This is a genomic window from Sphingopyxis sp. EG6 (assembly GCF_003609815.1).
In the GTDB taxonomy this organism is placed as follows: domain Bacteria; phylum Pseudomonadota; class Alphaproteobacteria; order Sphingomonadales; family Sphingomonadaceae; genus Sphingopyxis.
In genome coordinates, this window is the sequence record NZ_AP017603.1 from 1 (window position 1) to 20,530 (window position 20,530).

Sequence of the window (20,530 nt, forward strand, 5' to 3'; positions counted from 1 at the left end):
CGCCGGTGGCCGCCACATCGACATGATTCGCACTTCTTCGGGCCTTCGGTCCCGGGCAGGTTGCCTGCGCCATCGCGCGGGCGACGAATCGGCGTGTGAAGCGGCTCCGTGAAGCGCTGAGCGGCAGGGGGTTCAGCGGGGGCGGTGCGGGCGTGACAGACAGCGGGAATCGGGATGGCTATGATGCGAAGGACAGGGCGATGAGCGGCGATGCCGCAGCGCTGTGGCCGCGCGTTGCCGAAGGCTTGCGCCGCGATCTGGGCGTGCGCACCTTCGACCATTGGCTAAAGCCCGTCCGCTTTGGTGACTATTGCGCGCTGTCGGGCGTCGTGACGCTCGAAACCGTCAGCCGTTTTTCGGCCAACTGGATCAACGAACGCTTTGGCGACCGGCTTGAGCTCGCGTGGCGCCAGCACCTTCCCACCGTGCGCGGCGTCACCGTGCGCGGCGGCGCCGGTGCGACCGAGCGCGCGGCCATCCTCGCCAGCCCGCCGCTGCCGACGTTCGACCCGCCGCCGCCCGCCGCCAATCCCGCGCTGCTCGGCTTTGACCCGCGGCTGTCGTTCGACCGCTTCGTCATTGCGCGCAGCAACATTCTCGCCGCCAACGCCGCGCGCCGCATGGCGATGGTCGAAGCGCCGCAGTTCAACCCGCTCTACCTGTGCTCGGGCACCGGCCAGGGCAAGACCCACCTGCTCCAGGCGATTGCGCAGGATTATGCCGCGGCGCATCCGACCGCGAACATCATCCTGATGTCGGCGGAAAAATTCATGCTCGAATTTGTCGGCGCGATGCGCGGCGGCGACATGATGGCGTTCAAGGCGCGGCTGCGCGCCGCCGACCTGCTGCTGCTCGACGACCTCCAGTTCGTCATCGGCAAGAATTCGACGCAGGAAGAATTGCTCCACACGATCGACGACCTGATGACCGCGGGCAAGCGGCTGGTGGTCACCGCCGATCGCCCGCCGTCGATGCTCGACGGGGTCGAGGCGCGGCTGCTGTCGCGCCTGTCGGGCGGGCTCGTCGCCGACATCGAGGCGCCCGAGGACGATCTGCGCGAACGCATCATCCGCCAGCGGCTCGCAGCGATGCCGATGGTCGAGGTGCCCGACGCGGTCGTCGCCTATCTGGTCAAGCATTTCACCCGTAACATCCGCGAGCTCGAAGGCGCGCTCAACAAGCTGCTCGCTTATGCCGCGCTCACCGCGACGACGGTCGACCTCAGGCTCGCCGAAGACCGGCTCGCCGAAAATGTCCGCACCGCGCGGCCGCGGATCACGATCGACGAGATCCAGCGTGCGGTCTGCGCGCACTACCGGCTCGACAAGAGCGAAATGGCGTCAAAGCGCCGCGTCCGCGCGGTCGCGCGCCCGCGGCAGGTCGCGATGTATCTGGCCAAGGAACTGACTCCGCGCTCCTATCCCGAGATCGGCCGCCGTTTCGGCGGTCGCGATCATTCGACGGTGATCCATGCGGTGCGCACGGTCGAAGCGCTGCGCGTCGCCGACAGCGAACTCGACGCCGAAATCGCCGCGATCCGGCGCAGTCTGAACAGCTGATCCACAGGGTGATGCCGGGGTTATCCCCGGGATTGTCCACAGCGTTTGAGGCGGTGCGCGGTATCGACGGCTTTGGGGTGGGAAGCGGACGCTGGATGACCGGTCAAAATATAGCTATGAGAATGCCGCCAGCGTGACGGACTTGGTAGACGTATCGCTACAGCGATCCCGGCAACGGGTGCGGGTTCGATCCCCTGCCGCTGGCATTTCCGAATTGGGGTGGGAAGCGGACTTATATCTGAGGCGATGAAAGATTGGCCGCATACTTCTCTATTAGAGTCGCTCCTTTGACCGACATTTCTGGAAGTTTTCGGAGATCAGCATCGGTCGCCGGACCGAGATGATTGTCTTCTATCCAAATCTCACCACCCGCTGTTCTGCGGGTAAGCTCTCGTTCCAAATTGGTGACATCGCCTTTGCCGACTAGGTTCCATCGCTTCGACCTTATCGGTTGCGCGCCCGTGTAATGGACCTCGAAAGGCATGCCTTCGACTTTTGTGAAGTCCAGCGGCTCCTCCGCGCTTGAACCTACGAAGAGTTTCAGAGCAATAACGTTACGAAAATAGCTCGATGCAAAGATGACCTTCGCCAGCAAAGGTTTGTCACCAGCCGGAATGGCGAGATATGCCCCAACAAATTTTGCGCTCACGCTGGACCCTCATTGTCGACATGGAAGGGAATTGAGCACTCTAGCGCGATGTCCAATGTCCGCTATCGGTCGCAACCCGACATTGCTCCACACGCCAAAACAAAAAAGGCCCGCCTTTCATCCGAAAGGCGGGCCTTTTTGTCAGCTGTGCAGCAATCCTACCCCTTTTCGGGCGGCGCCACGGTGATCCGCACCCGCTCGCCCGAATTGCCGGGGAAGCCGGTGAACATCGCCTCGACCAGGTTGGGGACGATGGTTTGCAAATTGTTGTCGCGTGATTGCGCCTCGGCATGGCCTTCGAACAGGCGCGATCCATCGGCGGCGCGGTTGATCTGGAGGTTCAGCCCGCTGGTATAGACCGTATAGCTGCTGACATCATTATAGCCGCCCCAGCCCGGACCGAAACCGCCCCACAGGAACGGGTCGCGATAGCCATAGACATAGCGGCGCCCGCCGCGCCCGGTGAGGATCACCGGGCGATAGAAACCGCGGCCATAGTAACCGCCATAACCGCCATACCAGGGGTCGCCGAAACCGGGGCTCGACACGACGCGTTCGCGCCCCTTGTCGACGCCATAGTCCATCCGCACGACCAGATCGGCGCGCTCGCCGGGTGCCGCGGGGCGATAACCGTATCGCGTCAGTTCGCCCGCGACCAGGTTGGCATATTGGCCAAATTCGATGCCGCCGGCCAGCGCCGGGTTGTTCGCCTCGACGACAAAGCTCTGGCCCTGCGGCGCGGGCAATTGGGTCTGGAAACGCGCGACATCGGCCTTGAACGGGGTCGCGCAGCCGGCGAGCGCCAGCGCGGCGCCGGTCATCGCGGCGAGTCCCAAGCGGCGAAGGCCGAGGTGGCGAAGGGTCGAATTGCTCATCGTCTTGGCTCCGTGATTCGGGGGCGCACATGCCTGGCGCTTTATACCATGACTGCGCCGATGCGACTTAACCTTGGTTGAACCCGGCTCGTCGCATCATGGTTCCCTATCCGATATCGGGTGCCGCTGCCAATAAACAAGCCCGGTCAGACGATTAGCGGCACAGCCCCAGCGCCGCATAGGCCGCGTCGATCGTGGGCCGCGCCAGCGCTGTGGCGCGCGCCGCGCCGTCCTCGAGCGCCGCATCGATCGCCGCCGGGTCGGCCTTGAGCTGGTTCAGTCGGGTCGCGATCGGACGCAGCGTTTCAACCAGCAGCTCACCCAGCGCAGGCTTGAACGCACCGAACCCCTGTCCGGCAAAGCGCGCGAGCACTTGGTCGACGCTCTCGTCGGCCATCGCCGCATAGATCGACACCAGATTTTTCGCCTCGGCGCGCCCGTCCAGCCCCGCGGCCTCCGACGGCAGCGGTTCTGCGTCGGTCTTGGCCTTGCGGATCTTGGTCATGATCGTGTCGGCCTCGTCGACCAGGTTGATGCGGCTCGCATCGCTCGGGTCCGATTTCGACATTTTTGCCGATCCGTCGCGCAGGCTCATGATCCGCGCCGCGGTGGGCGGAATCGTCGGTTCGGGCAGGGTGAAGGTGTCGGTCCCCGTGTCGAGGTTGAACTTGGTCGCAATGTCGCGCGCGAGCTCCAGATGCTGTTTCTGGTCGTCGCCGACCGGAACATGGGTCGTCTGATAGAGGAGCACGTCGGCGGCCTGCAGCACCGGATAGGCGTACAGCCCGACGCTGGCGCCCTCACGGTTCTTGCCCGATTTTTCCTTGAACTGGGTCATGCGGTTCAGCCAGCCGATGCGCGCGGTGCAGAACAGCAGCCAGCCCAGCTCGGCATGGGCGGGAACGCGCGCCTGATTGAACAATATCGCCTTGGCCGGGTCGATCCCCGCCGCCATCAGCGCCGCCGCCATCTCGCGCGTGTTCGCGGTCAGCTCGGCGGGGTCGTTATGGACGGTGATCGCGTGCAGATCGGCGAGGAAATAGAGCTTGTCGCCCGGCATCTCGTCCTGCATCCGCACCCAGTTGCGGATCGCGCCCAGATAATTGCCGAGGTGCAAGTTTCCGGTGGGCTGAATGCCCGATAACGTCCGCATCATATCTGTCCCATTAGAGTTTGCGTCGGCGCAGCTGGCCGATGGTGTCGCGATTGACCACGCCGAACAGCATGGCGCAACCCAAGAATATGAGCCCGCCCAAGGCCACGATCGCGCTCAGCGCAACGATCCGCTCGAACACCCCGCCGACAAAGGCGTCGCCCGCCAGCGGGATTGCCACCATCAGCGCCGCCGCCATCGCCGCCGCGGCGAGGATGATGCGCGCGATCCGCCCGGCGACGCGCCCGGTCAAACGGAACAGGCCTTTGCGGTGCAGGATGGCATAGAGCATCGCGACATTGCACCATGCGGCGATCGATCCGGCGAGCGCCAGCCCGACGATGCCGAGCGAGGGGATCAGCGCGAGATTGAGAGCGATGTTGATCAGCAGCGAAATCGCCGCGGTCCACACCGGGGTGCGGGTGTCCTTGCGCGCGAAGAAATTGGGGACCAGCACCTTGACCAGCACATAGGCGGGCAGGCCGACGACGAGCCCGCCGACCACCGCGCCGGTCGCGAGGCCGTCGGCAACGCTATATTGCCCGCCGACGTAAAAGGCGCTGGTGATCGAAGGACCGGCGACGAACAAAGCGACCGCCGCGGGGACGGTCAGCAGCATCGCCAGTTCGACCGCATTGCTTTGCAGGCGCGCCGCGCCGTCGCGGTCATCGAGCGCCACGAAGCGCGACAGCGCGGGCAGGATCGCGGTCCCGAGTGCAATGCCGATGATGCCCAGCGGCAACTGGTTCAGCCGGTCGGCCATCGCCAGATAGGTGATGCTCTTGTCGGGGAGCGAGGCGATGAAGAACAGGTCGACAAACCGGCTGATCTGATAGACCCCGGCGCCGAACACTGCGGGCAGGATCAACACCCCCATTTCGCGCACGCCGGGGGTCAGCTGCGGGCGGCGCAGCGCGGGCCGAAAGCCCGATCGCCGCACCCAGAACAGCAGCCAGACAAGCTGGAACAGCCCGGCGATCGAGACCGAAATGGCGAGATACAGGCCGGTGGCCGCCTTGGCCGCTTCGCCGCCGTCGCCGGTGACCATGCCGAGGAGCAAGGCTGCGACGAGGCAGATGTTGAGCAGGATCGGCGCCGCCGCCGCGGCGGCAAAGCGCGACAGGCTGTTGAGGATCGCCGCGAACAAGGTCGCGACGCTCATGAACGCCAGATAGGGAAAGGCGATGCGCGCCATCATGACCGTCAGGTCGAATTTTTCGCTGTCGGCGCGCAGCGTCTCGCTGGCGAACAGGTGCATGATCCACGGCATGACGATCAGCAGCAGCGCCGAAAAGACGATCAGGATCGGGATCAGCACCGCCAGCACCGCATCGGCAAAGGCGCGCGCCTCGCTATGGTCGCCTTCCTTGGTCATGCGCTGGTTGAACAGCGGGACAAAGGCGGCGGCGAAGGCGCCCTCGGCGAACAAGCGGCGAAAGATATTGGGCAGCTGGAACGCCAGCTGCCACGCGTCGGCGACCCCGCCCGCGCCGAGGATGCGGCTGAGCAGCATGTCGCGCGCAAAGCCGAAAATGCGGCTGACCATCGTCAGCCCGCCGATCGTCCCGACGCTTTTGACCAGGCTGCTCACCCCGTCAGCCCGCCCCGCCGATGGTGATTACGCCTGACCAGCCGGCACGGCGTCACCCAGTTCCCCGGCTTCGGCCTGCGCCTGGACCTGCTGCATGAACAGGCCGTGGAAATCGATCGGTTCCAGCAGCAGCGGCGCAAAACCGCCGTCGCGCACGGCATCCGCGACGACGCGCCGGGCAAAGGGGAACAGGATGCGCGGCGCTTCGGCGAGGAAAAACGGCTGCAACTGGTCTTCGGGGACGTTGCGGACGCCGAACAGGCCAGCATATTTCAGCTCGATCACGAACATCGTGCCCTGATCGGCCTTCGACGTGACGTCGATCTTCAAGGTTACTTCGAACAGGTTCTCGCCGACGCCTTCGGCGGCGATGTTGAACTGGACGTCGATCTGCGGCGCGTCCTGCCACTGGTAAACCGCGGGCGCGTTCGGATTTTCGAACGACAGGTCTTTGACATATTGCGAAATCAGGCCGATCGCCGGGCTGGTATCTTCGCCATTGGGCTGCAGGGCGGGGTTGTTGATGTCGGCGCTGGTCTCGTCAGCCATGGTGCAATGCTTTCGCTCGAAAAGATGAAACAGGATCCGCGCTGCAGGCCGTATCGGGACTGCGGCAGACGGTTGCGGCGGCGCTTAGCAGCGCGCGCCAGCCAGCACAATGGGATCGCGGCGGCGCATTGGTTGGGGGTGAATCGTTGACCTGCCGCATCCGCGGGGCCATGGCGTTTGAAACTTGGCCGTGCATCGCCTATGTATCGGCCTTGATGTTTCCATTGCCCGCATTGGACTATTGCCCGTGACTGCTTTTTCGATCGTCCTGCTCGCCATGATTGCCGCCTTCCTCGGCATGCGGCTGTACTCGGTACTCGGCAAGCGTACCGGGCATGAGCAGGAACCCGTGCTGCCGCGCCGCGATGATCGCGCCGTGCCGTCGCCGGTGCGTCTGGAGGACGGTGAAACGCCCTCGCCGTCCGTCGGCGTCCCCGACACCTCGGGCCTCGTTTACGAACCCGCCGCCGAAATCGGCCTGCGTCAGCTGCTCGCCAGCGACCGCAATTTCGACGCCGGCCGCTTCATGGAGGGCGCCGAAGCGGCGTACCGCATGATCCTCGAAGCCTATTGGAAGGGCGATCGCGATACGCTGCGCGACCTGTGTGACGACGACAGCTACGAAGCCTTTGTCGAGGCGATCGAAGCACGTGACGCGCGCGGCGAAAAGCTCGAAAACCGGTTGGTCGGCATCGAATCGGCCAAGATCACCGCGGTCGAAATGGATCGCAAGGAAGCGCGGATCACCGTGCGCTATCAGGCCGACATTAGCGCGGTCACCCGCGACGCCGATGGCAAGATGATCGCCGGGTCGATGAGCGATGCGTCGCGCACCGACGACCTTTGGACGTTCCGCCGCGCGATCGGCAGCGACGATCCCAACTGGCTGCTCGACGAAATCGAAGCAGCCTGACCGCGATGCCCGCGCTTGGTTCGTCCGGGAAGCGCCGGATGCGGGTTTTCGGATTGTCCTTGGTCGCGGTGCTACCGCTCCTCGCGGGGTGTGCGTCGGTGATTCCCGATGCAGGCAGCCGCCCCGCCGCCTCCACTCCGGCACCAGCAGCGAAGCCGTCGGGCGCCACGCCGCGCCCCTATCAGCCGCGCCCGTCGGAAAGCGGCGGCGTTGCGGCGAGGCCGATCCCCGCCACGCCGCGCCCGGCGCTGCCCGCCCCCGCGGTCCCGGCCGACGCGACGACGGCGGCGGCGAGCGGCGTCATTGCCGGCCCTGATTTTGCGTCACTTGGCATCGCTCCCGAACAGGCAAGCGCCGCGCTTGCCGCCTTTCGCATCAGCTGTCCTTCGGTCCAGCGCCGCGCCGATGTGAGCGGGCTGACGCAAGGCGCCGATTGGGCCGAAAGCTGCAATGCCGCGAAAAACTGGGCCGACAGCGACGCCGCGGCCTTCTTTGCGCGCTATTTCGGGACGGTGCAGATCGGCGCTGGAACCGCCTTTGTCACCGGCTATTACGAACCCGAAATCGCCGGATCGCGCACGAAGCAGCCCGGCTATGACGTCCCCATCTATCGCCGTCCCGCCGATCTGGTCGATGTCGACCTCGGGCAATTTTCCGACGAGCTGAAGGGCCGGACGATCCGCGGCCGCGTCGATGGCAGCAAGCTGGTGCAATATTACGACCGCGCCGCGATCGAAAGCGGCGCGCTCGAAGGCCGCGGGCTCGAGATCGCCTGGGCCGCCGACGCCGCCGAATTCTTTTTCCTGCAAGTGCAGGGGTCGGGACGCCTGCGCCTGCCCGACGGCGGCATCATGCGGATCGGTTACGACAGCCAGAATGGCCGCGGCTATGTCGGCATCGGCAAGCTATTGCTCGACCGCGGCGAATTGCAGCGCGGACAGGCGTCGATGCAGGGCATCCTCGACTATCTGCGCGCCGATCCGAAACGCGGCGCCGCGGTGATGAACGAGAATCCCAGCTGGGTATTCTTCCGCGAACTCACCGGCCCCGGCCCGCTCGGTGCCATGGGTCTGCCGGTGACACCGCGCGCCAGCGTTGCAGCCGACCCCAAATATGTGCCGCTCGGCGCCCCCGTCTTCCTCTCGCTTGACCGTGCCGAACCGAACGGCTTGTGGGTGGCGCAGGACACGGGCGGCGCGATCAAGGGTGCCAACCGCTTCGACAGCTTCTGGGGCGCGGGCGAGGATGCGCGCGCGATCGCCGGCGGTATGGCGGCGCGCGGCTCGGCATTGCTGCTGCTCCCGCGCGCCAGCGTCGCGCGGCTGATCCCGGCGCGCTGACGCCGCGATGGCGCGGCGGCTCGATCCCGACGAAAGCGCGCTGTGGAAAAAGGTCGCGGCGACGGTGAAGCCGCTGGTGAAGGCGAAAGTGCCGCTCGCGCCCGCAGCTCCGCCGACGATCCGCCCGCCTGCGCCGACCCCGCGCAGCACCGCCGCTCCGGCGGCGCCCGTCCGCCCCGCCACGAAACTGCCACCGCCGCGCCGTACGCACAGCGCCGCGACGCTCGACGGCCATTGGGACCGGCGCCTGCGCAAGGGGCTGGTGCGCCCCGACCTCAGCATCGACCTGCACGGGCATAGTCTCGCGTCGGCGCAGGCGCTGCTCGACGATGCGATCGGCCGCGCGCTGCTGCGCGGCGCGCGCGTGCTGCTCGTTGTGGCGGGTCGCCTCCGCCCCGGCGCCGACCGCCTGCCGCAAATGCACGGCGACCCGCGCCCGCGCGGCGCGATCCGCGCCTCGCTCCCCGACTGGCTCGCTTATTCGCCCCACGCCGACCAGATCGTCGCGCTGCGCCCGGCGCATGTCAGTCATGGCGGGGCGGGAGCGGTGTATGTAATCCTGCGCCGCGGGCGTGAATAGAAGAAGAAATTCGCACGAAGACACAAAGGCACGAAGATCCCGCGTCAGGGCGCAACCGAGGCTTGTCGCCGCAGGCGACCATCAAAATAGCGCTGCGCGCAATCGACAAAACAAGGTGGCGAGATGAAGCTGCCTCTTTCGTGTCTTTGTGTCTTCGTGCGAAACTCTTTTCAGCCCAAGAAAGCCCGCATCAAAATCCCACGATAAATCGCGGTCAGTTTGTGCAGGTCGGCGACCGCCACCGCCTCGTCCAGCTTGTGCATCGTCGCGTTGGTCAGCCCGAATTCGACCACCGGGCACAGCGCGTGCAGGAAGCGCGCGTCCGACGTGCCGCCGGTCGTCGACATCTCCGCCACCACATCGGTTTCGGCATGGATCGCCTCGGCGACCAGCCCCGATAGCTCGCCCGGCGGGGTCAGGAAGGCTTCGCCCGAAATCTTGCCCAGCACCTTCGCGGCGGGCTCGACCTCATGCGAAATACGCTCGATCATCGCGACCAGATCGGCGCCCTTATGCTGGTCGTTGAAGCGGATCGACAGCCGCGCGCGCGCCGACGCGGGAATCACATTGGTCGCGCCATTGCCGACTTCGATGTCGGTGAATTCGATGTTCGACGGCTGGAACCAGTCGTTGCCCTGATCGAGCGCGACCGCATCGATCGCCGCCATGATGCGGACCAGCTTGGGGATCGGATTGTCGGCGAGGTGGGGGTAGGCAACATGCCCCTGCGTCCCCGGCACGTCGATCCAGATATTGACCGACCCGCGCCGCCCGATCTTCACCATGTCGCCGAGCTTGTTCACCGATGTCGGCTCGCCGACGACGATCATGTCGGGCGCGATCCCGCGCCCCGCCATATGCTCCATCAGCGCGCGGGTGCCGAAAATCGCCGGGCCTTCCTCGTCGCCGGTGATGATCAGGCTGATCGTTCCGGCATCGACCGGGGTCGCGGCGGCGGCGGCGACAAAGGCCGCGATCGACCCCTTCATGTCGACCGCGCCGCGGCCATAGAGCAGGTCGCCGCGAATTTCGGGGGCAAAGGCATCACCGGTCCACCCGATCCCGGGCGGCACGACGTCGAGATGCCCGGCAAAGCCGAAATGGACGGGGCCGCTACCCCGCCGCACCGCGAGCAGGTTTTCGACCGGCCCGTCGGGTTCGATCCCGTCGATAAAGCGCTCGACGGTAAAGCCGAGGGGGGTCAGCGCGGCCTCCAGCACATCAAACACCGCGCCGGTCGCGGGGGTGACGGAGGGCGCGGCGATCAGCGCCTGGGCGAGTTCGACGGGGTCGATATGCATGGTCATACCTGCCCTTTACCCGCTGACCCCGCGCCAAGTCGAGCTAGCAGAAAAAGGGTTCGCACGAAGACACGAAGACGCGAAGAGGCCGAGTAGAAACGCGGCTTTCGCTTTCCTCTTTGGCGCGTAGCGCCTTTCTTTATGTCGTCTGCGACGACAAACTGCCATCAGCGATCTTTGACGGCCCTCTTCGTGTCTTCGCGTCTTTGTGCGAAACAAAAGAAGCTGGGTTCGCGTCCATGCGCACCGCAACAGGAACAGATCCGATGCCCAAACTCGACCTCGACGCCATCCCGCAAACCAACGCCACCGGCTACCCCGCGCCCTATGACGCGGCGGTGCAGGGCCGCTGGTACCGCCGCCTCGCGCCCGCCACCGGTCTCAGCGATTTCGCCGCCAGCCATGTCGTACTCAAACCCGGCGCCTGGTCATCGCAGCGCCACTGGCACGACGGCGAGGACGAGATGCTGGTGATGATTTCGGGTGAGGCGGTGCTGATCGAGGATGACGGCCGCCACCCGATGCGCCCCGGCGACATCGCGGTGTGGCCGAAGGGCAGCACCAACGGCCACCATCTGGTCAATGAATCGGATGCCGACTGCGTGTTCGTCGCGCTCGGCGGCGGCAAGAAATATGACACCGGCGGCGGCTATTCCGACATCGACATGCTGTTTACGCCCGACGGCTATTTCCACAAGGATGGCACGCCCTATCCGACGAAGCGGATACCGTGAGCGCCGCCGATTGGGTTGGTTTCGCGCTGGCGGTGCTGCTGATCGAATTGACGCCGGGGCCGAACATGGCGTGGCTTGCGGCGCTATCGATGGGCGACGGTCGGCGCGCCGGGCTGGCGGCGACCGCGGGGATCGCGATCGGCTTGTTCATTAATGCGCTGGCGGCGGCTTTGGGGATTGCGTTTATCGTAGCGGCCAGCCCGACGCTCTGGCAGGCTTTGCGCTGGGGCGGTGCCGCATTTTTGCTGTGGCTGGCGTGGGAAAGCTGGCGCGATGGCGGTGAGAATTCGCCTGCGCGCGCCATCGATCCCGGACGGGCAAGGCATCATTTCCTTTCGGGATTGGTGGTCAACCTGCTCAATCCAAAGGCCATGCTCTTCTATGTCGTGGTCATTCCCCGGTTCAACGGCGGCCAGATTCCGGGCTTCGGACTTGCCTTCACGCTGGCGTTGGTCAGCATCGCTATCGCGACGGCGGTTCACGTGGGCCTTGTGCTGGCGGGCAGCCGGATCGGCGAATGGCTCGCTGATCCCACGCGGACCCGGCTGATTCGCCGTATATTGGCGCTGATGATCGTCGCTGTGGCGGTCTGGTTCGCAATGACCGCGGCGCCGCGATCCTAGGGTCGTTACCTTAGCTCTCGACCGGCCCCTCGAACTTCTCGATCACCCAGTCCTCGGCCTGCGCGCCGCCGATCCATTCCTGCATGCACTTGTGGCTGATCACCGACTGCATATAGGCGAGCGCAAAGGGTGGTAGCGGGATCGAGTAAGTGATGAAGCGGGTGACCACCGGCGCGAACATCATGTCGGCCGCCGACCAGTCGCCGAACAGATAATCGCCTTCGCCGCCGAACCGCGCCCGCGCCTCGGCCCAGATCTGCAGGATGCGCACGACATCGGCTTGCACTTCGGGCAGCAGCGGCGCGGCGGGATAGATGCGGCGGATGTTCATGCTGTGCTCGCGGCGCAGCGCCGCAAAGCTCGCGTGCATTTCGGCCGCCATCGACCGCGCCATCGCGCGCGCCGCCATATCCTCGGGCCAATAGCCCTTGGTCCCGCCGGTCTTTTCGTTGAGATAATCGATGATCGCGAGGCTGTCCCAGACGACGATGTCGTCGCCGTCCCACAATATCGGTACCTTGCCCCCCGACGGCGCAAACTCGTCGCCCTCGCGGCGCTGGTTCCATGCCTCGTCATACAGCGGAACGGTGATTTCCTCGAACGGCAGGCCGCTGTGCTTGGCGGCGAGCCAGCCGCGCAGGCTCCAGCTGGAGTAGGCCTTGTTGCCGATGAACAGTTTCATGGGGTCTCCAAGTCCCCCTCCCGCTTGCGGGAGGGGCTAGGGGAGGGCCTGTGGGGCCCTATGGGTTACGGAACATGCCCTCCCCCGACCCCTCCCGCAAGCGGGAGGGGAGAAAGGGTCAAACCTCTACCGCCTCCAGCACCGCCGTACGCAGCTCGGCGATCCCCAGGCCTTTCTCCGACGATGTCACAATCACTTCCGGATGTGCGGCAGGGTGCTTGCGGGCTTCGGCCTCGGTCGCGGCGTGGACCGCGGCGAGTTCGCTCGCCTTGACCTTGTCGGCCTTGGTCAGCACGATCCGGTAACTCACCGCGGCGGTGTCGAGCATTTCCAGGAATTCGCGGTCGACATCCTTCAGCCCGTGACGGCTGTCGATCAGCACCAAAGTGCGCTTCAGCACCTGCCGCCCGCGCAGATAGTCGTTCACCAGGAAACGCCATTTCTTGACGACATCCTTTGGCGCCTTGGCAAAGCCATAGCCCGGCATGTCGACCAGCCGGAACACCAACGGTTCGCCGACGTCGAAATAATTGAGCTCCTGCGTCCGCCCCGGGGTCACCGACGTGCGCGCGAGGCCATTGCGGTTGGTCAGCGCGTTGAGCAGCGACGATTTGCCGACGTTCGAGCGGCCCGCAAAGGCGATTTCGGGCATGGTCGGGTCGGGCAGGTGCTGGAGTGCCGGGGCCGATTTCAGGAACGTGATCGGCCCCGAAAACAGCTTGCGCGCGCGCTCGCCGCGTTCGGGGTCGGCGCCCGGCGCGAGGTCTTCGCCATCACTCACGTCGTCGCCTGCGCCTTCAACGCCGGGAACTTCTGATACATCCATTGCTGCTGTGCGATCGACAGGATGTTGTTGGTGATCCAGTACAGCAGCAGGCCCGCCGCGAACGGCGCCATGATGAACATGAACAGCCACGGCATGATCTTGAACACCTGTTGCTGCACCGGGTCAGCCGGGGCGGGGTTCAGGCGGAACTGCAACCACATCGTCACGCCCAGGATCACCGCCATCACGCCGATCGCCAGGATCGACGGCGGGGTAAAGGGCAGCAAGCCGAACAGGTTCAGGATGTGCAGCGGGTCGGGCGCCGACAGATCCTTGATCCACAGGATGAACGGCTGGTGGCGCATTTCAATCGCCAGCATCAACACCTTGTAGAGCGCATAAAAGATCGGGATCTGGATCAGGATCGGCAGACAGCCCGCCAGCGGATTGATCTTTTCGTCCTTATAGAGCTTCATCAGCTCCTGCTGCATCTTCGGCTTGTCGTCCTTGAAGCGTTCCTGCAGCGCCTTCATCTTCGGCTGGACGACGCGCATCTGTGCCATCGACGAGAATTGCCGGTTGGCGATCGGGAACATCAGCAAGCGGATGATCAGGGTCAGCGCCATGATCGCGACGCCGAAATTGCCGACCTGCAGGAACAGCCAGTGCAGCAGTTTGAAGATCGGTACCGCGAAAAATTCGAACCAGCCCCAATCGATCGCGTTCGACAGGCGGGTGATGCCCAGCTTGTCCTGATAGGTTTCCAGGATCTCGACTTCCTTCGCACCGGCAAAGATGCGGCTGGTGGTCGTGATCTGCTGGCCCGGGCCGACCTGCGCAAAGTCGCGCGCAAACAGCGTCTGGTAATTATTGGCGCTTGGCGAGCTGATCGCTGCGGTGACGCGCTCGCCCTTGGCGGGAACGATCGCCGCGAGCCAATATTTGTCCGTAAAGCCCAGCCAGCCTGCGGCATTGTAGCGCACGGTGCGGTTCGGCGCTTCTTCCAGATCCTCATAATCGGTGTCGAACACCGACTTGCCGTCGAGATAGCCGGTCGGGCCGACATGGATCGTCCAGCTGTCGACCTCGTGCGGGTCGGTCGGTTTGCCCAGCCGATCGATCAGCGCAAAGCTGCTCGCGCTCACCGGCGCGGCGCCGGTGTTGGCGATCGTCTGCTTGGCGGTGATCAGGTAATTGGCGTCGATGCTATATTCGATGCGGAACGTCTGGCCGGTGCCATTGGCCCAGCTTAGCGTCACCGGCGTCGTCGGGGTCAGCTTGCTGCCGGTCGCGGTCCACAACGTATTTGGCCCGGGGACTTCGACGCCCTGCGCCGCCCAGCCGATGCTGGCGAAATAGGCGGCCTTGGTGCCGCCCGGGGCGAACAGGCGCACCGGCGGCGAATCCTTTTTGATCGTCTGGCGATATTTTGTCAGCGTGATATCGTCGATGCGCGCGCCGACCAGATTGATCGAACCCGCCAGCGCCGGGGTGGCGATCGGTATCCGGTTGCCTTCGGCCAGCGCCGCTTCGACCGGGCGGATCGCCTGCGCCGCGGGGGCAGCGGGAGCGGTGGCGGTCGGCAGCGCGCTCGGCTGGCCTTGCGCGGCGGGCGTGGTTGCCGGGGTGCCGTTGGCGCCCGCGACCGTGGTCGTCACGTCGGGCTTGGCGGGGGTCGGGAAAAACTGCGCCGAGACGAAGTTCCAGCCGATCAGGATGGCCACCGACAATAAAATTGCCGCGATCAGGTTACGCTTGTCGTCCACGCTCTACGGTCTCTCTTCGTCTCAAAAAAATGTCGGGGAAAACGGCAGCTACGGCACCGGATCATGGCCATGCCCGCCCCAAGGATGGCAGCGCAATAGCCGCTTTGTCGCGAGCCAGCCACCCTTGATCGCACCATGGCGTGACAGCGCCGTGATCGCATAGGCGCTGCACGAGGGTGAATAGCGGCATGTCGGCGGCAGCAGGCGCGACGGGCCAAGCTGCCAGCCGCGCGCGATCAGGATGAGCAGTTTGGCGATCATCGCAAAAGCCCGGAAAACTGAGCAACTTCACGCGCGATTTTGCCAGTTTCGTCACCCCGGACTTGATCCGGGGTCCATTCCCGCCCCGACGTCATGGACCCCGGATCAAGTCCGGGGTGACGAAGCAGGGGAGTCGGCCTCATCGCGCCAATTTCTTCGCCGCGCGCGTGAGCGCCGAATCGAGCTGCTCGCCGAGCTCGGCAAAGAGGATGTCGTTGCCGCCGGGCCGTCCGATCAGCACATGGTCGGCGCCCGCTATCCCCGATTCGGGCAGCGCGGCGCGGCTCAGCTCGCGCAGCCGGCGCTTCATCCGGTTGCGGGTGACGGCGTTGCCGACTTTCTTGCTGACGGTGTAACCGATGCCCATCGCGCTATCGTCGTCGCCGCGGGCGCGCACGAGCAGGACAAAGCCGGGCATGGGAAAGCGAAGGCCGCGGTTGGCGGCCAGAAATTCGCTGCGTTTTGAAAGCGTTCGCACCAGTTTCACTGGCGCCGAAGCGTCAGCGATCAGGCCGACAGCTTCTTGCGGCCCTGGGCGCGGCGGTTGGCCAGAACCTTGCGGCCGCCAACGGTTGCCTTGCGGGCGCGGAAGCCGTGGCGACGTGCGCGCACGAGGTTGCTGGGTTGAAAGGTGCGCTTCATCGCGGTTGTCCCTAAATCTCTTGCAAGGCTTTAACAGAAAAGGGCCGCCAAACGTGGGCGGCCACCGATGGAGGCGCGGATAGGCGAGAGTCGAGGCAAAGTCAATCGGCATTGGCACGGATTTCCGGCGTTTCGCGGCCGCCCTTCGCCAGCGCCTCGCGTTCGCGCCGCCGCGCCGCGCTGGTTCGCCGCATCACCCGGTCGGTCCACGCGGCATAGCGCGGGTGGCGCCGCTTGAACCGGACATAGATGCGCTTTGCCCAGGCACTGTTCTGGAGACACAGCATCAATCCGATCGGGAACAGGATCAGAAAGCCGGGACCGGGCAGGACGCCGACGATCGGCGAAATCAGGATCAGCAATACGCCCAGCACGAACAGCGCCAGCCGCACCTGCGCGGTCGACCGCAATCGCTGGTAGAGGCTGCGCTTTGCCATGACGGTCGATGTGGGGAGGAGGGCGCCGCGCGGCAAGACCAAAAGCTTTCGGGTGCGGCGGCGCCACACCCCCTATTCACCCCGGCCCGGCGGTCTTTTGGAACGCTTCGGCCAGCGCGCCACCGACGCCAAGGAACGATCCTCTCACCCCACCGTTGCCGAAAGCATCGAAACGAGAGGGCGGTTGGCCCTGGTGTCGGAGAGAGAGAATGAAAAAGCTTCTGACGATTTTCGCGATCAGCGGGTCGATGTTTTTCCTGTCGGCGTGCAACACCGTTGACGGTGCGGCAAAGGATGTTGAATCGGTCGGCGACTGTGCCGATGGCGTCCAGGGCAACTGCTAGGCGCTGCGAGCGCCCGACCGATGATGATCAGTTGAGCGCAACGAACCGCGCCATGTCGTCGCGGGTCAGGTAACGCACCTCGTCGAACGGGGTGCTGTTGGTCAGCGCGTAAAAGGCGCGTGCCTTGGCGTCATCCATTCCCAGCTCGCGATAAAGCCCGAGATATTCGGCATGTACCGGATCGTTCGCGGCATAGTCGTTTGCCTCGCGCCCGCTGTCGTCCGCCCAGCTATGTACCCCGAACTCGGCGTCGGGCGCGGCGCGGCGGGTGCTGCCGGCGAGCCACAGCTCGACCGCGCCCGAACGCACCGAACCGCCACTCGGAACGACAGTTTCCAGCCCCGCGCGGCGGATTGCGCGCGCCAGGACCAGGTTCGCATCCTCGTCGAGGCTGCCCGGGCAGTCGATCATTTCGAGCCGCTTGAGCGTCGGGAAGGCAGCGAGCATCGCCGCGAACTGGCGCGGCGTCGCCGATGTCACGTCGCCCGCCATCCGCGCCGTGGTCGCGTCGATCACCGCAAAGGGACCATATTGCGCCCTGGCGCGGCCGAGTGTCGCCAGCGTCGCGCTCGGCGCATAGCGCCGCGTCGCCGTCAGGTCGGCGTCTTCGGCCAGCGCTTCGTCGTCGAGCAGTGCGGCCTCATCGTCCAAGACCTCGTCGTCAAAGGCGGCGTCGCCGTCGTCGCCGCCCACCTCTTCCCACGTCCAGCTGACGGTCGTGGTGACGGTGATCCCCTGCTGCGCATGCGCCGGGGCGAGCGCGAGCACTGCCGCGCAAAGCGCGACGAACAGCGTGCGGAACAAGGCGATGGGCGAAGCCATGCCCCCGCCCTCGCGCACGCGCGCTTGCCAAATGGCAAAGCACCAGCGTCAGCGCCGCGTTAACCCCGTTGCGGGACGTTTGTCGGGTCAGTCGCGGTCGGGGGCGCCGCCGGGAAAATAATGCCGATAGGGACGCGCCCCGTCGACCGCCCGCGCCACCGACGGCCGCGCCAGCAGCCGCGCCCGATAGCCGCGCAAATTGGTCAGTTCGGCGGGGATTTCATGCACCCAGTCGGCGTAGAACAGCGACGGCGCCGCGGCGCAGTCGGCCAGCGTGAAACCGTCGAGGGTCGCCCAGCCGCCGCCCGCCAATTGCGTGTCGAGCCAGCGATAGATGGTGTCGAGCGCCGCCCGCGCCTTGTCGACGATCATCGGCGCATGGCCTTCGGGTCCGCGAATCCGGTCGTTCACGATCTCCTGCATCACCGCCATGACATGCAGGTCGAAGACGCGGTCCATCTGCCGCACGCGTAGCGCCGCATCGGGATCGGCCGGAATCAGCCGCGGTTCGGGCTGCACGCGGTCGAGATATTCGATGATGATCGACGTTTCGAACAGCGTCCGGTCGCCATCGACGAGCAGCGGAAACTTGCCCACCGGCCACAGCGCGCGCAATTGCTCGCCATGCTCGGGATATTCCGGATCGACGCTGCGATAGTCGTAGTCGATGCCCTTTTCATCGAGCGCGATCTGCGCCTTCCAGCTGTAGGACGAAAAGGGGTGGGCATAGAGGATCAGCATCGGTTCACCCTTTTACCGCGGCTTCGATCGCCGCAATTTCGATCTTTTTCATCGTCATCATCGCTTCGAACGCGCGCTTGGCGACCGCCTTGTCGGGGTTGGTGGTCGCGTCGAGCAGGACGCGCGGGGTGATCTGCCACGATACGCCCCATTTGTCCTTGCACCATCCGCACACGCTTTCCTGGCCGCCATTGCCGGTGATCGCGTCCCACAACCGGTCGGTTTCGTCCTGCGTGTCGGTGTGGACGATGAAGGAAAAGGCTTCGCTATGTTTGAAGATCGGCGGGCCGTTGAGGCCAAGGCACGGGGTGCCGAGCAGGGTGAATTCGACCGTCATCACATCCCCGGCCTTGCTGCCGGGCGAATCGGCGGGTGCGCGGTGGACGGCGCCGACATGGCTGTTGGCAAAGGTCTGGGCATAGAAATTCGCGGCGTCTTCGGCATCGCCTTCGTACCAGAGGCAGAGCGTCAAAGGGGTCTTGGTCATCGTGTCTCTCCTGGGGATTGGTGATCAGGCCTTGCGCGGCCCGACAAAGCCGACGGCGGCGCCCTGTGGGTCGATCGCGTTCATCGCATATTCGCCGCCGGGGATTTCCATCGGCGCGTTGGTCACGGTGCCGCCGTTCGCGGTCACCGCGGCATGGGCGCGGTCGATGTCGTCGACGCCGATATAGAAATTCCACACCGGCGCCGGATAGCCCGCCATCAACGGCATCACCGCGCCGATCGTGTCGTCGCCGCTCTGGATGAAGCGATAGGCGCCGAGTTCGCCCATCGGCATCTCGCCCCCCTGTCCCCAGCCGAAATGCCCGGTGTAGAAACGCACCGCGGCATCCGGGTCCGACGTCGCGAGTTCGTTCCACCGGATGCGCTGCGGCTCGGTCACCGAAAACACATCGCTGGCCCCCTCCGGGGCGCCCTCCGGCGGGATCGGGTCCATGATGTAAAGGGGCGCGCCCTGCGGGTCGGTCACCATCGCGATCCGTCCGACCGGGATGTCCATCGCGGCCATCTGTACCGCGCCGCCATCGGCCTTGATCGCGTCGATCGCGGCATCGACATCCTCGACTTCAAGATAGCCCATCCAGATCGGCCGGGCGCCACCGGCCAGCATGTCGGCATTCAGCGCCAGTACGCCGCCGGCGTTGCCGCCATCGCTGCGGCCGATCATGCGATAATCCATGTCGCCCGCCGCGGGGTCGGCGTGGCTGGCGATCGTCCATCCGACCACCGCGCCATAAAAGGCGGCGGCGCCGGCGGGATCGCTGGTCATCAGTTCGTACCAGATGAAATGCGCTGGCTTGCTCATCGTCTTCCTCCTCTCAATCCTCCCTGTGGCGAAGCCATGGGGAGGGGGACCGCTCGCGAAGCGAGGGGTGGAGGGGCTGCGACCTCGCGCCATGGCCCCTCCGTCAGCGCTCCGCGCTGCCACCTCCCCATCGCTTCGCGACAGGGAGGATCATCGCCTCACGCCTCGACGATCGGGGCAAAGCCGCCATAGATCATGCGCTTGCCGTCGAACGGCACTTCGGTGCCGTCGGGCTGCATCCGCTCGTCGGCCATCACTTTCTCCCAGCCCGCGACGCGCGCTTCCTTGCTCGGCCATTCGACCCAGCTGTACACGACGCTTTCGCCGTCCTTCTTGTGCGCGGCGCGCGCATAGTCGGTGACCTTGCCGTCGGGGACGTCGTCGGCCCACGCCTCGACGACGCGCGTCGCGCCATAGTCGCGGAACACTTCGGACGCCTTCTTCGCCATCGCGCGATAGGCTTCCTTGTTGCCGTCGGGGACGGGCACGAGATAGCCGTCGACATAGGCGGTTTCGCCCTCTGCCCGATCGTCGACGATCGAATCGAAGCCGCCGATGATCATGCGTTTGCCGTCGAACGGCATCTCGCCGCCCATCGACGCCATGCGCGGGTCGCTCATCATCCTTTCGTTCGCGGCGTCGCGCGTTGCCTTGTCGGGATATTCGAACCAGCTGAACACGACGGTTTCGTCGGCTTTGGCTTGTACGGCGCCCTTGAAATCATTGACCTTCCCGTCGGGGACATCGTCGCCCCAGCATTCGACCATCCGCGCGACGCCGAATTCCTTGAACAGATGGGCCGCGTCGGCAGCGTGCTTGCGATAGGCTTCCTTGTTGGCGGTCGGCACCGCGACCACAAATCCTTCTACATAGGTCATCTTGTCTCTCCTTTA

Annotated in this window: 25 protein-coding genes and 1 pseudogene; 8 read left to right on the forward strand and 18 right to left on the reverse strand. The window is 65.3% G+C overall.

Features of this window, described 5'->3' with window-relative positions:
- The first annotated feature begins 200 nt into the window (after nucleotides 1-200).
- Nucleotides 201-1,559, forward strand: coding sequence for a chromosomal replication initiator protein DnaA (dnaA, locus tag SPYCW_RS00005; protein WP_120217996.1), 1,359 nt, complete (start codon nucleotides 201-203; stop codon nucleotides 1,557-1,559).
- 127 nt (nucleotides 1,560-1,686) lie between these two features.
- A pseudogene (locus SPYCW_RS18865) lies at nucleotides 1,687-1,765 on the forward strand.
- A gap of 26 nt (nucleotides 1,766-1,791) precedes the next feature.
- On the opposite strand, the gene SPYCW_RS18755 reads toward SPYCW_RS18865, so the two are convergent.
- The 5 genes from SPYCW_RS18755 to secB all read right to left on the reverse strand — a co-directional run bounded on the left by SPYCW_RS18755 (nucleotide 1,792) and on the right by secB (nucleotide 6,376).
- Nucleotides 1,792-2,208, reverse strand: coding sequence for a hypothetical protein (locus tag SPYCW_RS18755; protein ID WP_145985918.1), 417 nt, complete (start codon nucleotides 2,206-2,208; stop codon nucleotides 1,792-1,794).
- 158 nt (nucleotides 2,209-2,366) lie between these two features.
- Nucleotides 2,367-3,083, reverse strand: coding sequence for a DUF4136 domain-containing protein (locus SPYCW_RS00010; RefSeq protein WP_120215059.1), 717 nt, complete (start codon nucleotides 3,081-3,083; stop codon nucleotides 2,367-2,369).
- 154 nt (nucleotides 3,084-3,237) lie between these two features.
- Nucleotides 3,238-4,236 (reverse strand): tryptophan--tRNA ligase, encoded by a 999-nt coding sequence (trpS, locus tag SPYCW_RS00015; RefSeq protein WP_120215060.1) that lies wholly within the window; start codon nucleotides 4,234-4,236, stop codon nucleotides 3,238-3,240.
- Nucleotides 4,237-4,249: 13 nt separating this feature from the next.
- The gene (gene murJ / locus SPYCW_RS00020; protein ID WP_120215061.1) at nucleotides 4,250-5,827 is read right to left on the reverse strand and encodes a murein biosynthesis integral membrane protein MurJ; all 1,578 of its coding nucleotides are present in this window, start codon (nucleotides 5,825-5,827) and stop codon (nucleotides 4,250-4,252) included.
- Nucleotides 5,828-5,854: 27 nt separating this feature from the next.
- Nucleotides 5,855-6,376, reverse strand: a complete 522-nt coding sequence (gene secB, locus SPYCW_RS00025) for a protein-export chaperone SecB (protein ID WP_120215062.1) — start codon at nucleotides 6,374-6,376, stop codon at nucleotides 5,855-5,857.
- A 247-nt stretch (nucleotides 6,377-6,623) separates the two neighbouring features.
- On the opposite strand from secB, the gene SPYCW_RS00030 reads away from it, so the two are divergent.
- Genes SPYCW_RS00030 through SPYCW_RS00040 form a run of 3 tightly spaced genes read left to right on the forward strand, consistent with a single transcriptional unit; the run spans nucleotide 6,624 to nucleotide 9,209 of the window.
- Nucleotides 6,624-7,289, forward strand: a complete 666-nt coding sequence (locus SPYCW_RS00030) for a Tim44/TimA family putative adaptor protein (RefSeq protein ID WP_145985919.1) — start codon at nucleotides 6,624-6,626, stop codon at nucleotides 7,287-7,289.
- Nucleotides 7,290-7,327: 38 nt separating this feature from the next.
- Nucleotides 7,328-8,629 (forward strand): murein transglycosylase A, encoded by a 1,302-nt coding sequence (gene mltA / locus SPYCW_RS00035; RefSeq protein WP_120215063.1) that lies wholly within the window; start codon nucleotides 7,328-7,330, stop codon nucleotides 8,627-8,629.
- A gap of 7 nt (nucleotides 8,630-8,636) precedes the next feature.
- On the forward strand, nucleotides 8,637-9,209 hold the full coding sequence (locus SPYCW_RS00040) for a Smr/MutS family protein (RefSeq protein ID WP_120215064.1): 573 nt from the start codon (nucleotides 8,637-8,639) through the stop codon (nucleotides 9,207-9,209).
- Nucleotides 9,210-9,379: 170 nt separating this feature from the next.
- Here the strand turns inward: SPYCW_RS00040 and dapE are convergent, their stop codons facing one another.
- Nucleotides 9,380-10,516: a succinyl-diaminopimelate desuccinylase gene (gene dapE / locus SPYCW_RS00045; RefSeq protein WP_120215065.1), complete on the reverse strand. Its 1,137-nt coding sequence runs from the start codon at nucleotides 10,514-10,516 to the stop codon at nucleotides 9,380-9,382.
- Nucleotides 10,517-10,776: 260 nt separating this feature from the next.
- Between dapE and SPYCW_RS00050 the strand changes: the two genes are divergently transcribed.
- Both SPYCW_RS00050 and SPYCW_RS00055 read left to right on the forward strand, forming a co-directional pair.
- A complete protein-coding gene (locus tag SPYCW_RS00050) occupies nucleotides 10,777-11,244 on the forward strand; it encodes a cupin domain-containing protein (protein WP_120215066.1) in 468 nt (155 codons plus the stop codon).
- Complete coding sequence (locus SPYCW_RS00055; RefSeq protein WP_120215067.1) at nucleotides 11,241-11,867, forward strand: LysE family translocator; 627 nt, start codon at nucleotides 11,241-11,243, stop codon at nucleotides 11,865-11,867. Before SPYCW_RS00050 ends, SPYCW_RS00055 begins: the two co-directional genes overlap by 4 nt.
- Before the next feature lie 10 nt (nucleotides 11,868-11,877).
- Here SPYCW_RS00055 and SPYCW_RS00060 read toward each other — a convergent pair whose 3' ends face one another.
- The 7 genes from SPYCW_RS00060 to SPYCW_RS00090 all read right to left on the reverse strand — a co-directional run bounded on the left by SPYCW_RS00060 (nucleotide 11,878) and on the right by SPYCW_RS00090 (nucleotide 16,421).
- Complete coding sequence (locus tag SPYCW_RS00060) at nucleotides 11,878-12,549, reverse strand: glutathione S-transferase family protein (protein WP_120215068.1); 672 nt, start codon at nucleotides 12,547-12,549, stop codon at nucleotides 11,878-11,880.
- Between the two features lie 118 nt (nucleotides 12,550-12,667).
- Nucleotides 12,668-13,375 carry a ribosome biogenesis GTP-binding protein YihA/YsxC gene (gene yihA, locus SPYCW_RS00065; protein WP_443029453.1) on the reverse strand — a complete coding sequence of 236 codons (708 nt, stop codon included), beginning with the start codon at nucleotides 13,373-13,375 and terminating at the stop codon, nucleotides 12,668-12,670.
- Nucleotides 13,327-15,081 carry a membrane protein insertase YidC gene (gene yidC, locus SPYCW_RS00070; protein WP_120215069.1) on the reverse strand — a complete coding sequence of 585 codons (1,755 nt, stop codon included), beginning with the start codon at nucleotides 15,079-15,081 and terminating at the stop codon, nucleotides 13,327-13,329. The genes yihA and yidC overlap by 49 nt, the downstream gene beginning before the upstream one ends.
- 48 nt (nucleotides 15,082-15,129) lie before the next feature.
- Entirely contained in the window at nucleotides 15,130-15,342 is a 213-nt protein-coding gene (yidD, locus tag SPYCW_RS00075; RefSeq protein WP_120215070.1) for a membrane protein insertion efficiency factor YidD, read from the reverse strand.
- A gap of 139 nt (nucleotides 15,343-15,481) precedes the next feature.
- Nucleotides 15,482-15,820, reverse strand: a complete 339-nt coding sequence (gene rnpA, locus SPYCW_RS00080) for a ribonuclease P protein component (RefSeq protein ID WP_120217999.1) — start codon at nucleotides 15,818-15,820, stop codon at nucleotides 15,482-15,484.
- A 29-nt stretch (nucleotides 15,821-15,849) separates the two neighbouring features.
- A complete protein-coding gene (gene rpmH, locus SPYCW_RS00085) occupies nucleotides 15,850-15,984 on the reverse strand; it encodes a 50S ribosomal protein L34 (protein WP_037517054.1) in 135 nt (44 codons plus the stop codon).
- Nucleotides 15,985-16,085: 101 nt separating this feature from the next.
- Nucleotides 16,086-16,421, reverse strand: coding sequence for a hypothetical protein (locus tag SPYCW_RS00090; RefSeq protein ID WP_120218000.1), 336 nt, complete (start codon nucleotides 16,419-16,421; stop codon nucleotides 16,086-16,088).
- A 209-nt stretch (nucleotides 16,422-16,630) separates the two neighbouring features.
- Between SPYCW_RS00090 and SPYCW_RS00095 the strand changes: the two genes are divergently transcribed.
- Nucleotides 16,631-16,765: an Entericidin EcnA/B family protein gene (locus SPYCW_RS00095; protein WP_120215071.1), complete on the forward strand. Its 135-nt coding sequence runs from the start codon at nucleotides 16,631-16,633 to the stop codon at nucleotides 16,763-16,765.
- A 27-nt stretch (nucleotides 16,766-16,792) separates the two neighbouring features.
- Here SPYCW_RS00095 and SPYCW_RS00100 read toward each other — a convergent pair whose 3' ends face one another.
- From SPYCW_RS00100 to SPYCW_RS19480, 5 genes are all read right to left on the reverse strand, one after another.
- A complete protein-coding gene (locus SPYCW_RS00100) occupies nucleotides 16,793-17,587 on the reverse strand; it encodes an alpha/beta hydrolase (protein WP_120215072.1) in 795 nt (264 codons plus the stop codon).
- Nucleotides 17,588-17,674: 87 nt separating this feature from the next.
- The gene (locus tag SPYCW_RS00105) at nucleotides 17,675-18,328 is read right to left on the reverse strand and encodes a glutathione S-transferase family protein (RefSeq protein ID WP_172595387.1); all 654 of its coding nucleotides are present in this window, start codon (nucleotides 18,326-18,328) and stop codon (nucleotides 17,675-17,677) included.
- Nucleotides 18,329-18,332: 4 nt separating this feature from the next.
- Nucleotides 18,333-18,815: a VOC family protein gene (locus SPYCW_RS00110; protein ID WP_120215073.1), complete on the reverse strand. Its 483-nt coding sequence runs from the start codon at nucleotides 18,813-18,815 to the stop codon at nucleotides 18,333-18,335.
- Between the two features lie 24 nt (nucleotides 18,816-18,839).
- Entirely contained in the window at nucleotides 18,840-19,637 is a 798-nt protein-coding gene (locus tag SPYCW_RS00115) for a VOC family protein (RefSeq protein ID WP_120215074.1), read from the reverse strand.
- Nucleotides 19,638-19,795: 158 nt separating this feature from the next.
- Nucleotides 19,796-20,515 carry a DUF1428 domain-containing protein gene (locus SPYCW_RS19480; RefSeq protein WP_120215075.1) on the reverse strand — a complete coding sequence of 240 codons (720 nt, stop codon included), beginning with the start codon at nucleotides 20,513-20,515 and terminating at the stop codon, nucleotides 19,796-19,798.
- Nucleotides 20,516-20,530 lie beyond the last annotated feature (15 nt).

Excerpts from the sequence above, each read along its gene's own strand:
- yihA (WP_443029453.1), bottom strand. The coding sequence starts at position 13,375 with ATGGATGTATCAGAAGTTCCCGGCGTTGAAGGCGCAGGCGACGACGTG.
- SPYCW_RS00090 (WP_120218000.1), bottom strand. The coding sequence starts at position 16,421 with ATGGCAAAGCGCAGCCTCTACCAGCGATTGCGGTCGACCGCGCAGGTG.
- SPYCW_RS00115 (WP_120215074.1), bottom strand. The coding sequence starts at position 19,637 with ATGAGCAAGCCAGCGCATTTCATCTGGTACGAACTGATGACCAGCGAT.
- SPYCW_RS00050 (WP_120215066.1), top strand. The coding sequence starts at position 10,777 with ATGCCCAAACTCGACCTCGACGCCATCCCGCAAACCAACGCCACCGGC.
- SPYCW_RS00100 (WP_120215072.1), bottom strand. The coding sequence starts at position 17,587 with ATGGCTTCGCCCATCGCCTTGTTCCGCACGCTGTTCGTCGCGCTTTGC.
- SPYCW_RS00060 (WP_120215068.1), bottom strand. The coding sequence starts at position 12,549 with ATGAAACTGTTCATCGGCAACAAGGCCTACTCCAGCTGGAGCCTGCGC.
- dnaA (WP_120217996.1), top strand. The coding sequence starts at position 201 with ATGAGCGGCGATGCCGCAGCGCTGTGGCCGCGCGTTGCCGAAGGCTTG.
- mltA (WP_120215063.1), top strand. The coding sequence starts at position 7,328 with ATGCGGGTTTTCGGATTGTCCTTGGTCGCGGTGCTACCGCTCCTCGCG.
- SPYCW_RS00040 (WP_120215064.1), top strand. The coding sequence starts at position 8,637 with ATGGCGCGGCGGCTCGATCCCGACGAAAGCGCGCTGTGGAAAAAGGTC.
- yidD (WP_120215070.1), bottom strand. The coding sequence starts at position 15,342 with ATGATCGCCAAACTGCTCATCCTGATCGCGCGCGGCTGGCAGCTTGGC.
- secB (WP_120215062.1), bottom strand. The coding sequence starts at position 6,376 with ATGGCTGACGAGACCAGCGCCGACATCAACAACCCCGCCCTGCAGCCC.
- SPYCW_RS00110 (WP_120215073.1), bottom strand. The coding sequence starts at position 18,815 with ATGACCAAGACCCCTTTGACGCTCTGCCTCTGGTACGAAGGCGATGCC.
- dapE (WP_120215065.1), bottom strand. The coding sequence starts at position 10,516 with ATGACCATGCATATCGACCCCGTCGAACTCGCCCAGGCGCTGATCGCC.
- rpmH (WP_037517054.1), bottom strand. The coding sequence starts at position 15,984 with ATGAAGCGCACCTTTCAACCCAGCAACCTCGTGCGCGCACGTCGCCAC.
- SPYCW_RS00095 (WP_120215071.1), top strand. The coding sequence starts at position 16,631 with ATGAAAAAGCTTCTGACGATTTTCGCGATCAGCGGGTCGATGTTTTTC.
- SPYCW_RS00010 (WP_120215059.1), bottom strand. The coding sequence starts at position 3,083 with ATGAGCAATTCGACCCTTCGCCACCTCGGCCTTCGCCGCTTGGGACTC.
- trpS (WP_120215060.1), bottom strand. The coding sequence starts at position 4,236 with ATGCGGACGTTATCGGGCATTCAGCCCACCGGAAACTTGCACCTCGGC.
- SPYCW_RS19480 (WP_120215075.1), bottom strand. The coding sequence starts at position 20,515 with ATGACCTATGTAGAAGGATTTGTGGTCGCGGTGCCGACCGCCAACAAG.
- SPYCW_RS00105 (WP_172595387.1), bottom strand. The coding sequence starts at position 18,328 with ATGCTGATCCTCTATGCCCACCCCTTTTCGTCCTACAGCTGGAAGGCG.